Consider the following 12,096-nt stretch of genomic DNA (forward strand, 5'->3'; position numbering starts at 1 on the left):
GGCCAACTCCGCTGGAACCCTCGAAGAATCCGCCCCCGCGGACCCCCGCGGCCCCCGGACGGTGCCACTCTCGGTGCCAGGCACCGACGACGCGAAGGACAGAGACCATGCCCCCACCCCCCAGACGCGCCACCCTGCGCGACGTCGCGGCCCGGGCCGGGGTCTCGGCCGCCCAGGCCAGCCTGGCCCTGAACGGCCGCGGCCGGGTCGCCCCGGCCACGGCCGAGCGCATCCGCCGGGCGGCGGCCGAGCTGGACTACCAGGCCGACAGCCGCGCCCGGCAGCTGCGCACCGGCCAGCGGTCCGCCTACGGGGTGGTCATCCGCAACATGCGCAACCCGTTCTTCCTGGACGTGCTGAGCGGCATGGAGGTGCGGGCCCACCGCGAGGGCGCCCTGCTGCTCATCCTCAGCTCGGACTACGACGCCGACCGCGAGGCCGCGGCCCTGCGCCGCTTGGGCGCCGAGGGGGTCGGCGGCGTCGCCATCGCCCCCATCGGACGGGCCGGACGGCTCACCGAGTGGATACCGCGCCACCCCGGCATCCCCGTGGTGGCGTTCAACTGCACCCCGGACCCCGCCCTGACCGGCGCCGGGGGGACCGTGACCACCGTGGGCCCCGACGACGGGGCCGCCGTCTCCCTGGCGCTGGGACACCTGCGCGAGCGCGGGCACCGGGCGGCGACCCTGGTCACCGCGCCGCTGGAGCTGGCCGCGGACTGGGGCCGGGAGGAGGAGTTCCACCGCCGCTGCGCCGAGTGGGGCCTGCGGGGCACCGTCGTGCGCTGCCCGCTGGACCACGCGAGCGTGGCGCGGATGGCGGCGGAGCGGATCGGCCGCGCGCGCGGGGGCGGCGGGCACGAGGCGCTGGTGGTCAACTCCGACCACCTGGGCACCGCGGTCTACGACGCGGCCCGCTCCCTGGGCCTGCGGGTGGGGCGCGACGCCAGCGTCGTGGGCCACGACGACCTGCCCACCTCCGCGCTGCTGGACCCGGGCCTGACCACCGTCGCGCTGGACCGCGCGCTGCTGGGCGACCACGTGATGCGGCTGCTGCTGAGCCCCGGGGAGGGCACCGGGGCGGACGGCGTCCGGCTCCCGGTCCACCTGGTGGAACGGGACTCGGTCGCCGTCCTGGACACCTGACCGGACCCGGGGCCCGCACGCCGCGGGGCGGGGGTCGCACGCCACGGACCGGACGGACCGGGTCCCGGGAAGCGAAGGGCGGGGCGAGCGGGACTCTGCGGGGCCGGGGCGGTCGGGTACCCGACCGGGCCCGGGGCCCGCGCACCGAGGGGCGGGGGCGGGGACGGGTCACGCGGACCGTCGCCGGCGGGCACCGCCCGGACGGCCGCACCGGGGCGCGGTCCCGTCCGCCACCCGGCGGGAACCGCCCGCCGTCCCCGCGTCCCCCGGCGCGGGGCCCGGTCGGCATGAGAACATCCACCGGACACGCCCCGGCGCGGGGCCCGGCGGTCCGGCACGGCCGCGGGGCGGCCGTTGCGGCGCCCGGTCCGGCACGCCGGACCCCGGCGTCCCGCCTCCCGGGGCGAGCCGCCGACGATGGAGGAGCACCGGTGTTCAGTGTGACGGTCCGCGACCACATGATGGTCGCCCACAGCTTCCGCGGCGAGGTCTTCGGCCCGGCCCGGGCCCTGCACGGCGCGACGTTCGTCGTCGACGCCACCGTGCACCGCCGGGACCTGGACCCCGACGGCGTCGTGGTGGACATCGGCGAGTTCTCCCGGGTGCTGGCCCAGATCGTGGGCGAGCTGAACCACCGCAACCTGGACGAGGTGCCCGAGTTCGCCGGGGTCAACACCACCACCGAGTTCCTGGCCCGGACGGTGGCCGACCGGTTGGCGGAGCGGCTGGACGCGGCGGCCCGCGGGCTGTGCCGCATCGCCGTGACCCTGCACGAGTCGCACGTGGCCCGGGCCTCCTACGAGAGGGAGCCGTGACGGTCTTCGCGGTGCCCGAGCCCGCCGCGCCCAGCGGCGGCCACACCTACGGCCGGCGCCTGGCCCGCGCGCTGGGCCTGGACCGGGTCGAGATGCCCGGGACCTGGCCGCGCCCCGCCGTCCGCGACCTGGCCGGCCTGGACCTGCTGCTGACCGCCCTGCCCGACGGGTCGGCCGTCCTGCTGGACGGGCTGGTGGCCTGCTCCGCCCCGGAGGTGGTCGTGCCCCACTCCGCCCGGCTGCGCGTCGTGGTGCTGGTCCACCTGCCCCTGGCGGACGAGACCGGCCCGGGCCCCGCCGAGGCGGCCGACCTGGAGGCGCGGGAGCGGGCGGTGCTGCGCGCCGCCGCGGCCGTGGTGGCCACCGGCGGGGCCGCCGCCCGCGACCTGGAGTCCCGCCACGGCCTGCCCCGCGTGGACACCGCCCCGCCCGGGGTGGACCCCGCGCCCGAGACCGTTCCCGGGGACGGGACCCGGCTGCTGTGCGCGGCCTCCCCCACCCCCCGCAAGGGCCACGACGTGCTGTTCGACGCCCTGGACCGGGTCCGCGACCTGCCCTGGACCTGCGCCTGCCCCGGGCTGGCCGACGACGGCGGCGACCCGTGGCAGGCCCGCGTCCGGGAGGCGGCCCGCGCCTTGGACGGCCGGGTGGCCCTGCCGGGCCCGCTCACGGGCGCCGACCTGGACGCCGCCTACGCCGCGGCCGACCTGCTGGTGCTGCCCACCCGCGCCGAGACCTACGGCATGGTCGTCACCGAGGCGCTGGCCCGCGCGGTCCCCGTGCTGGCCAGCGGGGTGGGCGGCGTACCCGAGGCGCTGGGCCGCGACCCCGGAGGGGACCGGCCGGGCCTGCTCGTCCCGCCCGACGATCCGGGCGCCCTGGCCGACGCGCTGCGCCGATGGCTCACCGACCCGCCCCTGCGGGAAGCGCTTCGGCGTTCGGCCCGCCGGCGCCGGCCGGCCTTGGCAGGATGGGAGGAGACGGCCCGTTCGGTGGGCGCCGTCCTCGACCGGGAGGAAACCCCGTGAGCACCGACCACGCCCAGGAGTTCGCCCCGCGCTGGCTGGACGCCCGCGAGGGCGCCGACGCCGACGCCCGCTCGCGCGGACCGCTGGCGGCCCTGGCCCCGCACGGCTCCGTGGTCGCCGACCTGGGCTGCGGCACCGGCTCCCTGGGCCGCTGGGCCGTCCCCCGCCTGCCGGGGGTGCGCCGCTGGACGCTGTTCGACCGCGACCCGGAACTGCTGGCCCTGGCGGGCGCCCGGGTCCCGGCACCGACCGTGGAGACCCGCCTGCTGGACCTGGCCCGGCTGGGCCCCGCCGACCTGGCGGGGGCCACCCTGGTCGCGGGCTCGGCCCTGCTGGACGTCCTCACACCGCGGGAGGTCCTGCCCGTGGCCGACGCGGTCGCGGCCGTGGGCTGCCCCGCCTGGTTCACGCTGTCGGTGGCCGGGCGGGTCGTCCTGACCCCGGAGGAGCCGCTGGACGCGGCGGTGGCCGCCGCGTTCAACGCCCACCAGCGGCGCGGGGAGCGGCTGGGCCCGGACGCGGTGGAGGCCGCGATCGACGCGTTCGCCCGCCGCGGCTACCGGGCCACGACCTTTCCCAGCCCGTGGCGGCTGGGGCCGGACCCGGCCGAGGTCACCCGGCTGTGGCTGCACGGCTGGGTGGGCGCGGCGGCCGAGCAGGACCCGGACCTGCCGCTGGAGGGCTACCTCGCCCGGCGCCTGGAGCAGTGGGGGGCGGGCCGCCTCACCGCCGTCGTCCACCACGACGACCTGCTGCTCATGCCGCCCGGGAAGCGCCCGTGACCCCGCGCCCGCCGACGCCCCGCCCCGGCCGGGAGCCGCCCTTGGGCCCCGCCCGGGCCGCCGACGGCGGCGGCACGCGGCGGTGGTGGCGCAGGGCCGCCTCCACCGGGCCGCCCGCCCCCGACCACCCCGGCGCCCACGACGGCCCCGACACCACCGGCCCGGCCCAGGCCCACGACCCGGGAGGGCCCGCCCGGCCCGACCACCGTCCCGGGCACGAGGGGCCTTCCCGGCCCCCGAACACCCGTGGCACCCCGGACGGCCCCCGCGCCGGCCGCGCACGCGGGTGGTGGCGCAGGACCACCCCTTCCGTGCCACCCGCCCCCGCACAAACCCCCGACCGCCCCCGCGCCCACGGCAGCGGCCCCGACACCGCCGGCCGCACCGGCCCGGCCGAGGGCTCCGACGGTCCGGCCCCCGGCGCACGGGAGCCGTGGCGACCCGCCGACGGGCCCGGCACGCCCCGGCCGCCGGCACCCGCCACGGGCCCCGGCCACCCCTGCGACCGCGCCGGGGAACGGCCCTCGTCCGGCCTCGGACCCGGACACCACACGTCCCCCCGGCCCCCGGACGCCCCGGGCGCCCCGCACACCCCGGACGGTCCCCGCGCCGGCCGCGCCCACGGGTGGTGGCGCCGCCGCCGCGGGGCGCTGCTGCGGGCGGGCGCGGGCGCCCTCATCCTGGGCTGGGTGCTGTGGCACCACCCCCTGGAGGCCTTCACCGCGGCCCTGGCCTCGGTCGACGCGGGCGCCGTCGCCGCGGCCCTGGCCCTGGGCGCGGTGACCACCGTGCTGAGCGCCGCCCGCTGGCTGGTGGTGGCGCGGGCGGTGGGCCTGCGCCTGTCCCCGCTTCGGGCGGTCGCCGACTACTACCTGGCCCAGCTGCTCAACGCCGTGCTGCCCGCCGGGATCCTGGGCGACGCGCACCGGGCGGTGCGCCACGGGCGGGCCAACGGCGACCTGGGCCGCGGGGTGCGCGCCGTGGTCCTGGAGCGGCTGGCCGGACAGGCGGTGCTGGCCCTGGCCGTGGCGGCGCTGGTCCTCACCCTGCCCTCGGCCCTGTGGGGCCCGGGGTGGGCGGCGGCACTGTCCTCCCTGGGCCTGGTCGCGGCCCTGGCGGTGCCGGCCGCCGCCGCGCTGCGCGTCCCCCGCCTGCGCGCCTCCCGCGCGGGCCGGTTCCTGGCGGCGTCCGTCCGCGACGCGCGCACCGCGCTGGTGGGCCGGGCCCCCGCCGTGCTGGCGCTGTCGGCGGCGGCGCTGGCCGGCCACGTCGCCCTGTTCCTGGTGGCCGCCCACGCGGCCGGGGCCCAGGTCCCGCCGCCGCGCCTGGTGCCGCTGGCGCTGCTGGCCCTGGCGGCGATGAGCCTGCCGGTGAACGTGGGCGGGTGGGGCCCGCGCGAGGCGGCGGCCGGCGCGGCGTTCGGCGCGGCCGGGCTCGGCTCCGGCCTGGGGGTGACGGTGTCGGTGGTGTACGGGCTGCTGGCGCTGGTGGCGGCGCTACCGGGCCTGGCCGTCGCGGCCGCGCGCCTGTTCCAGCGCCGCCAGGTGCCCGGCGGCCCGGCCGGTGAGGAACTCCAGCACGGCGCGCCCCTTGGCGGCGCTCGCCCGTGAGGGCAGGCCCACCACGCCGCTGTCCGTGTACGCGGACAGTCCCAGGGTGCCCATGTGGTCGCGCTCGTCGGCGCGGTGGTCGGCCCGCGCGTGGTCGGGGCCGACCAGGTCCGGGCGGGCGTGCAGCAGCACGGAGGTCTCCAGCTCCCCGGCGTGCATGTCCTGGTCGTTGGTGGTGGTCAGGCCCGCCGCCGCGCGGGCGGCCTCCCACTCGCCGGGGCCGGGGAACAGGGCCATGCGCCCGCGCGACTGCTGGACGGTGTTGGCGAGCACGTGGTTGCCGCCGTGCCCGTTGACCAGCAGCAGCGGGAGCCCGGCCAGGGAGTCGGCGATGTCGGTGACCAGGGCGTGCAGGGTGGTCGCCGAGATGCTCACGGTGCCGGGCCAGGCGGCGTGCTCGTGCGAGCAGCCGAACGCCAGCGGGGGCAGCGCGCGCAGGCCGTGGGCGTCGGCCACCTCCCGGGCCAGGGCGCAGGCGATGAGGGTGTCGGTGGTGAGCGGCAGGTGGGGCCCGTGCTGCTCCAGGCTGCCCACGGGCAGGACGGCGGCGGCCGGGGTGCGCGCGCCCTCCTGCGGTGCGGTGGTCTCGGGCAGGATCGCGCGTTGGTCCATGCCCCCAGTATCGGGGAGCGGCATCGGGGAGCGGTGTCAGGGCGCCGGGCGGGGATCGCCGAAGGCGGCGCCGACCTCGTCCAGCACCTCCTCCACCACCTCTCCCAGGGGCCGGCCGCCCTCCCGGGTCCACTCGTGCACGCCGTGCAGCAGCGCGGACAGGAACACCGAGGCCAGCAGGCCGTGGCGGTGCATCCCGGCGGGCAGGGCGCGCCCGCCCAGCAGCGCGGTCATCTCGCGCAGGAACCCGTGCTGCCCGGCCAGGCGCCGCCCCAGCAGGGCGGGGTGCTTGAGGGCCAGGCGGGTGCTCTGCGCCCACGCGGGGTCGGGCGAGGGGTCCAGGGCGCGGTAGAGGGTGCGCGCGGTGGCGCGCAGCGCGGTCCAGGCCGACTCGTGGGCGGGCCGGGCGCGCAGGGCGGCGAGGAAGTCCTCCATGGCGGAGGTGTCGCCGTACAGGCAGGCGTCCTCCTTGCCGGCGAAGTAGTTGGAGAAGGTGCGCCGGGAGACCTCGGCCCCGGCGGCGATCTCCTCCACGGTGACCGCGTCCAGGCCGCGCTCGACGACCAGGCGCAGCGCGCTCTGGTGGATGCGGCGGCGCGTCCTCTCCTTCTTGATTTCGCGCAGGCCCGGTGAGACGTCCATGGTGACATGTTACACGCGATGAAAAATTTCCCAGAAAGCATGTTTGCGCACCGTGCATGTATGCTGGTGCGCGCAGGTCAACTCCGTTTACTTTTTCTCCGCAGGGGTGCATGTGAGCACGTCACGTCCGTTATCCGACACCAAGGCCCACTCCACGGTGCTGCGGTCCCTCACCGGACTCCTCATGGTCCTGGGCGTCACGATGCTCAGCGGCACGATCGTCTCGGTCGCCCTCCCCCAGATCGTCGGCTCCCTCAACGGCACCCAGTCCCAGTACACCTGGGTCGTCACCGCCGCCCTCCTGGCCTCCACCGCCTCCACCCCCGTCTGGGGCAAGCTGGCCGACCTCTTCGACAAGAAGCGGCTCCTCCAGATCTCCATCGTCATCTTCATCGCGGCCTCCCTGCTGTGCGGCCTCGCCCAGACCACCGGCCAGCTCATCGCCTTCCGCGCCGTCCAGGGCCTGGGCATGGGCGCCTCCCAGGTCCTGGTCCAGGTCGTCATCGGCTCCCTGGTCAGCCCCAAGGAACGCGGCAAGTTCAACGGCTACATCGGCGCCATCATGGCCGTCGCCACCGTCGGCGGCCCCCTCATCGGCGGCGCCATCACCGACATCTCCTGGCTCGGCTGGCGCTGGTGCTTCCTCATCGGCGTGCCGTTCATGGTCATCGCCATGATCGTGCTCTCGCGCACCCTGCACCTGGAGGACGTGCGCCGCCCCGACACCAGGGTCGACTACGTCGGAGCCACCCTCATCGCCGCCGGGGTCAGCGTCCTGCTCCTGTGGATCACCTTCGTCGGCGGCGAGTTCGCCTGGATCTCCTGGCAGAGCGGCGCCATGGTCGGCGCCGCCGCCCTGCTCCTCGGCCTCGCCGTGTGGGTGGAGTCCCGCGTCTCCCAGCCGGTCATCCCCCTGCACCTGGTCACCCGCCGCGAGACCGCCGTCGCCATCGTGGCCAGCGTCGCCGTGGGCATGGCCATGTTCGGCGGCGCCGTCTTCCTGGGCCAGTACTTCCAGCTCGCCCGCGGCTACTCGCCCACCGAGGCCGGACTCCTCACCGTCCCGCTCATGCTCGGCGTGCTGGTCTCCTCCACCGTCTCCGGGCGCATGGTCTCCCGGTCCGGCCGGGTCAAGTCCTACGTCATGACCGGGCTCGTCACCCTCGCCGCCGGGTTCTTCCTGCTCTCCACCATCGACGCCGACAGCGCCCTGCCCTACGTCGGCCTGGGCATGCTCCTGGTCGGCACCGGCGTGGGCCTGTCCATGCAGAACCTGGTGCTGGTCGTCCAGAACTCCGTGCCCCTGAGCGAACTCGGGGCCGCCAGCGGCGCCATCACCTTCTTCCGCTCCCTGGGCGGCACCATCGGCGTCTCCGTCCTGGGCGCCGTCCTGGCCAACCGGGTCGCCACCAACATCACCGAGGGCCTGGGCGCCGCCGGGCTCGACGCCTCCGGCGCCGCGGCCTCCGGCACCGGCACCCTCAACCTGGACGCGATGCCGCCCTTCGTCCGCGACATCGTCGCCGACGCCTACGGCTCCGCCACCGGCGACATCTTCCTGGTCGCCACCGGCATCGCCGTGCTGGGCGTCCTGGTCGGCGTCCTGCTGCCCCGGGTCCGGCTGCGCGACAGCCTCGACCTGCCCGAGCCGGCCGCCGCGGTCATCGCCGAGGCGGAGGGCGCCGCGGAGGACACCGGCACCGCCCGGGACCGGGCACCGGCCGCCGAGGGCCGCGGCCCCGCCGCCGGCTGACCCGGCCCCGACCGCCGCGCACGCCCTCCCCGGGCCCGCCCCGGGGAGGGCGTCGGCGTACGCGAAGCCTTACGGGACAAGGGATCAGGCCCCCGAGCGGGTAGTGTCGAAACGCGTCCCCGCCGAGATGGAAAAGGCTTCCCATGACCGACACCCCCATCGACACGACCGTCGCCCACACCGCCCGCGTCTGGAACTACTGGCTGGGCGGCAAGGACAACTACCCGGTCGACCGGGAGGTGGGCGACCGCATCCGGAAACTCTTCCCCCAGGTCGCCGAGGCCGCCCGCGGCGACCGGCTCTTCCTGCGCAGGTCCGTCACCCACCTCGTGCGCGACGAGGGGGTCCGCCAGTTCCTCGACATCGGCACCGGCCTGCCCACCGCCGACAACACCCACGAGGTCGCCCAGCGCATCGCCCCCGAGTCCCGGGTGGTCTACGTCGACAACGACCCGCTCGTCCTCACCCACGCGCGCGCCCTGCTGCGCGGCACCGACGAGGGCGGCACCCGGTTCATCGGCTCGGACCTGCGCGACACCGCCGCCGTCCTGGCCGCCGCCCGCGAGACCCTGGACTTCGGGCAGCCCATCGGCCTGACCCTCATGGGCACCATGGGCCACTTCGGCGACGTCGAGGAGGCCCTGGACATCGTGCGGACCTACGTGGACGCGCTCCCCTCCGGCAGCTACCTGGCCGTGTGCGACGGCGTCGACGCACACGTCGAGCCCGTCCAGGAGGAGAACCTGGCCGAGGCCCTCGAACTGTGGCAGGAGGGTGTCGCGCAGGAGTACCACATGCGGTCCGTCGAGGACTTCACCCGCTACTTCGACGGACTCCACCTGGTCGACCCCGGCGTGGTGTCGGTCTACCGCTGGCGCCCGGAGCCCGCCGAGATCGGCAAGGTCACCGATCTGCCGCAGTACTGCGGCCTGGCCCGCAAGCCCTGACCCCGGAGCCGCCCGCCCCGGCCGGGGCGGGCGGACTCCCGTCCGGGCACCCCGGGACACCCGCACGACGGCGGAACCCGCGCGACCGGCCAGTCCGCCCCGCGGCGACGGCCGGCCGCGCGGCGGCCCGGCGACTGTCACCGGGCCGCGTTACCGTGGGCCCGCGCCCGGCCGCGAACAGGACCGGGCCCCGACCCGCGGGAGCCCTCCATGGCCGAACTCGTCCACTTCGTGCACCAGTCCCTCGACGGCTTCATCGAGGGCCCGAACGGCGAGTTCGACTGGCCCGTCATGGGACCCGAGATGTCCGAGGACGCCCGGGCCCTGAGCGAGCGCGCCGACGCCTTCCTCTACGGCCGCGCGGTGTGGGACATGATGTCGGGCTTCTGGCCGCGCGCCGAGGAGCACTCCCAGGACCCCCACGACCTCGCCTTCGCCCCCCTGTGGCGGGCCAAGCCCAAGGTCGTGGTGTCGCGCACCCTGGAGCGCGCCGACTGGAACACCACCGTCGTCCGCGGCGTCGAGGGGGTCGCCGAGCTCAAGGCCGCCGGGCGGGAGCTGGTCCTGTTCGGCGGCTCCGCCCTGGCCGCCGACCTCACCCGCCACGGCCTCGTCGACGAGTACCGCGTGTTCGTGCACCCCGTCGTCCTGGGCGGCGGAAAGCCCGCCTTCCCCGCCTCCGTCGGACGCCTGGGGCTGACACTGGCCGAGTCCCGCGTGCTCGACTCCCAGGCCGTCCTGCTGCGCTACCGCCGCGCCTGAACCGCACCCCGCGCCCGGTCCGCGGGCCGTGGGCACTCCGGCCCCGCACCGCACGCGCGGCCCCCGGACACCACGGCCCGTGGGCGGGGCCCGCCACCGCGCGCCGGCCCCGGCGGCGGACGCCCCCCGACGCACGCGACCGCGCGGTGAACCGCGTCCGGGCCCCGGCCGCACCCGCCCGGCACCGCCCCACGCGGGGCCCGCGGGCCGCGGACACCGGCCCCCGCCCCGGCTCAGCCGCCCAGGGCCATCCGGACCCCCAGCGCCAGCATCACCACCGCGATCACACCGTCCAGCACCCGCCACGCCCCCGGCCGCGCGAACACCGGCCGCAGCAGCCGCGCGCCGAACCCCAGCGAGAAGAACCACAGGAAGCTGGCCGTCACCGCGCCCGCCGCCCACCACCAGCGCGCCCCCTCGTACTGGTTGGCCAGCGACCCCAGGAACAGCACCGTGTCCAGGTACACGTGCGGGTTGAGCCAGGTCAACACCACCGCCGTGGCCACCGCCGCGCCCCTCCCCAACACCTCGCCCGCACCCGGGCCCGCCTCCAGCGCCTCCCCGCCCGGGCGCAGCGCCCGGCGGGCCGCCAGCGCCCCGTACACGAGCAGGAACCCCGCCCCCAGCACGCGGACCACGGTGACCAGTGCCGGGGCCGCCGCGATCACCGCGCCCACGCCCAGCACCCCCAGCACGATCAGCAGGGCGTCGGACAGGGAGCACACCAGCACCACCGGCAGCACCGTCGCGGTGCGGCCGGCGATCCCCAGGCGCAGGACGAAGGCGTTCTGGGCGCCGATGGCGATGATGAGGGCGAGCCCGGTCCCCAGACCGAGCACCGCGGGGAGAAGAGTCGCGTTCACCCGCGAAACGCTAGGCCAGGCGCCCTCATGCAGTAAAGCTAAACTTTCTTAGAACCCCTAAGAGAGGCTTACGATGCCCTTCCAGTTCGAGCACCTGCGCACCCTCACCGCACTCGTCGACGAGGGCACCTTCGAAGCCGCCGCCCGCGCCCTGCACGTCACCCCCTCCGCCGTCTCCCAGCGCATCCGGGCCATGGAACAGGCCGTCGGCAAAGTCCTCGTCCGCCGCACCACACCCGTCGCCACCACCCCCGCCGGCGACGTCGTCCTGCGCCACGCCCGCCAGGTCCTGGTCCTGGACGCGGACGCGCTCGGCGAGCTGGGCACCGGCGACACCGACCCCCTGCTGCCCGTCGCCGTCAACGCCGACAGCCTCTCCACCTGGTTCCTCGACGCCCTGGCCGCCGTCACCGAGCGGCTCGGCCCCGCCTTCGAGGTCCACCGGGAGGACGAGGAGCACACCACCTCGCTGCTGCGCGCGGGCACCGTGATGGCCGCCGTCACCTCCACCCCCGAAGCCGTCCAGGGCTGCACCGTGGAACGCCTGGGCACCATGCGCTACCTGGTCGTCTGCACGCCGGAGTTCGACGCCCGCCACCTCGGCGGCCGACGCGACACCGCCCTCCTGGCCCGCGCGCCCATGGTCACCTTCGACCGGCGCGACGACCTCCAGGACCGCTTCCTGCGCCAGACCCTGAGCACCGGGCACCGGGGCCCCCGCCACTACATCCCCGCCTCCCAGGACTTCGCCCGGGCCGTCGAACTCGGCATGGGGTGGGGCGCCGTCCCCGAGGCGCAGTGCGCCCGGGCCCTCGAAGCCGGGGAACTGGTCCCCCTGGCCCCCGACCACCCCGTCGACGTCCACCTCTACTGGCAGCGCTGGAACCTGCGAACCCCCGCCCTGGACCTGCTCACCGACGTCGTCCGCCGCCACGCCGCCGCCGGACTGCACCCGCTGTGACGTCCTGCCGCCCCCACCCACGCGCGATCCGTGACACGGAAGTCCCGGGCCCCGGGCACACCGGAACGGCCCTGGACGTGCCCCCGGGACGGCGCGACCACCGGCCCCGCCCCGCCCACACGGGAACGGGACCGCTCCCCGGGCCGGGCGCCCCCGCCGCCCCTGCCCGCACACGA

Annotated in this window: 12 protein-coding genes; 9 read left to right on the forward strand and 3 right to left on the reverse strand. The window is 77.0% G+C overall.

The features are described from left to right. Positions 1-107 precede the first annotated feature (107 nt). The 5 genes from BUE45_RS02195 to BUE45_RS02215 all read left to right on the forward strand — a co-directional run bounded on the left by BUE45_RS02195 (position 108) and on the right by BUE45_RS02215 (position 5,380). Positions 108-1,145 (forward strand): LacI family DNA-binding transcriptional regulator, encoded by a 1,038-nt coding sequence (locus BUE45_RS02195; protein ID WP_073374333.1) that lies wholly within the window; start codon positions 108-110, stop codon positions 1,143-1,145. A 431-nt stretch (positions 1,146-1,576) separates the two neighbouring features. Further along, positions 1,577-1,960, forward strand: coding sequence for a 6-pyruvoyl trahydropterin synthase family protein (locus BUE45_RS02200; protein ID WP_073374335.1), 384 nt, complete (start codon positions 1,577-1,579; stop codon positions 1,958-1,960). After that, a complete protein-coding gene (locus BUE45_RS02205) occupies positions 1,957-2,988 on the forward strand; it encodes a glycosyltransferase family 4 protein (RefSeq protein WP_073374337.1) in 1,032 nt (343 codons plus the stop codon). Before BUE45_RS02200 ends, BUE45_RS02205 begins: the two co-directional genes overlap by 4 nt. Then, positions 2,985-3,770, forward strand: coding sequence for a class I SAM-dependent methyltransferase (locus tag BUE45_RS02210; protein ID WP_073374339.1), 786 nt, complete (start codon positions 2,985-2,987; stop codon positions 3,768-3,770). Before BUE45_RS02205 ends, BUE45_RS02210 begins: the two co-directional genes overlap by 4 nt. A 311-nt stretch (positions 3,771-4,081) precedes the next feature. Next, the gene (locus tag BUE45_RS02215) at positions 4,082-5,380 is read left to right on the forward strand and encodes a lysylphosphatidylglycerol synthase transmembrane domain-containing protein (RefSeq protein WP_245832711.1); all 1,299 of its coding nucleotides are present in this window, start codon (positions 4,082-4,084) and stop codon (positions 5,378-5,380) included. Here the strand turns inward: BUE45_RS02215 and BUE45_RS02220 are convergent. Next, positions 5,267-5,992 carry a creatininase family protein gene (locus tag BUE45_RS02220; protein WP_073374341.1) on the reverse strand — a complete coding sequence of 242 codons (726 nt, stop codon included), beginning with the start codon at positions 5,990-5,992 and terminating at the stop codon, positions 5,267-5,269. The genes BUE45_RS02215 and BUE45_RS02220 overlap by 114 nt on opposite strands. Positions 5,993-6,028: 36 nt before the next feature. Further along, entirely contained in the window at positions 6,029-6,634 is a 606-nt protein-coding gene (locus BUE45_RS02225; protein ID WP_073374343.1) for a TetR/AcrR family transcriptional regulator, read from the reverse strand. Between the two features lie 184 nt (positions 6,635-6,818). Here BUE45_RS02225 and BUE45_RS02230 point away from each other — a divergent pair, with 184 nt between their 5' ends. The 3 genes from BUE45_RS02230 (at position 6,819) to BUE45_RS02240 (ending at position 10,096) form a co-directional block, all read left to right on the forward strand. After that, positions 6,819-8,387: an MDR family MFS transporter gene (locus tag BUE45_RS02230; protein WP_084736771.1), complete on the forward strand. Its 1,569-nt coding sequence runs from the start codon at positions 6,819-6,821 to the stop codon at positions 8,385-8,387. 143 nt (positions 8,388-8,530) lie between these two features. Next, entirely contained in the window at positions 8,531-9,334 is an 804-nt protein-coding gene (locus BUE45_RS02235; RefSeq protein ID WP_073374347.1) for an SAM-dependent methyltransferase, read from the forward strand. A 210-nt stretch (positions 9,335-9,544) separates the two neighbouring features. Further along, positions 9,545-10,096 (forward strand): dihydrofolate reductase family protein, encoded by a 552-nt coding sequence (locus BUE45_RS02240; RefSeq protein WP_073374349.1) that lies wholly within the window; start codon positions 9,545-9,547, stop codon positions 10,094-10,096. A gap of 233 nt (positions 10,097-10,329) precedes the next feature. On the opposite strand, the gene BUE45_RS02245 is transcribed toward BUE45_RS02240, so the two are convergent. Further along, entirely contained in the window at positions 10,330-10,959 is a 630-nt protein-coding gene (locus tag BUE45_RS02245) for a LysE/ArgO family amino acid transporter (protein ID WP_178378425.1), read from the reverse strand. Between the two features lie 73 nt (positions 10,960-11,032). On the opposite strand from BUE45_RS02245, the gene BUE45_RS02250 reads away from it, so the two are divergent. Beyond that, the gene (locus tag BUE45_RS02250) at positions 11,033-11,920 is read left to right on the forward strand and encodes a LysR family transcriptional regulator ArgP (protein WP_073374353.1); all 888 of its coding nucleotides are present in this window, start codon (positions 11,033-11,035) and stop codon (positions 11,918-11,920) included. Positions 11,921-12,096: the final 176 nt, after the last annotated feature.

The organism is Nocardiopsis flavescens, assembly GCF_900141985.1.
Taxonomy (GTDB): Bacteria; Actinomycetota; Actinomycetes; order Streptosporangiales; family Streptosporangiaceae; genus Nocardiopsis; species Nocardiopsis flavescens.

Bases quoted from the DNA above. Each gene is read 5' to 3' on its own strand.
- BUE45_RS02195 (WP_073374333.1), top strand. From the start codon at position 108: ATGCCCCCACCCCCCAGACGCGCCACCCTGCGCGACGTCGCGGCCCGG.
- BUE45_RS02220 (WP_073374341.1), bottom strand. From the start codon at position 5,992: ATGGACCAACGCGCGATCCTGCCCGAGACCACCGCACCGCAGGAGGGC.
- BUE45_RS02225 (WP_073374343.1), bottom strand. From the start codon at position 6,634: ATGGACGTCTCACCGGGCCTGCGCGAAATCAAGAAGGAGAGGACGCGC.
- BUE45_RS02230 (WP_084736771.1), top strand. From the start codon at position 6,819: ATGGTCCTGGGCGTCACGATGCTCAGCGGCACGATCGTCTCGGTCGCC.
- BUE45_RS02235 (WP_073374347.1), top strand. From the start codon at position 8,531: ATGACCGACACCCCCATCGACACGACCGTCGCCCACACCGCCCGCGTC.
- BUE45_RS02240 (WP_073374349.1), top strand. From the start codon at position 9,545: ATGGCCGAACTCGTCCACTTCGTGCACCAGTCCCTCGACGGCTTCATC.
- BUE45_RS02250 (WP_073374353.1), top strand. From the start codon at position 11,033: ATGCCCTTCCAGTTCGAGCACCTGCGCACCCTCACCGCACTCGTCGAC.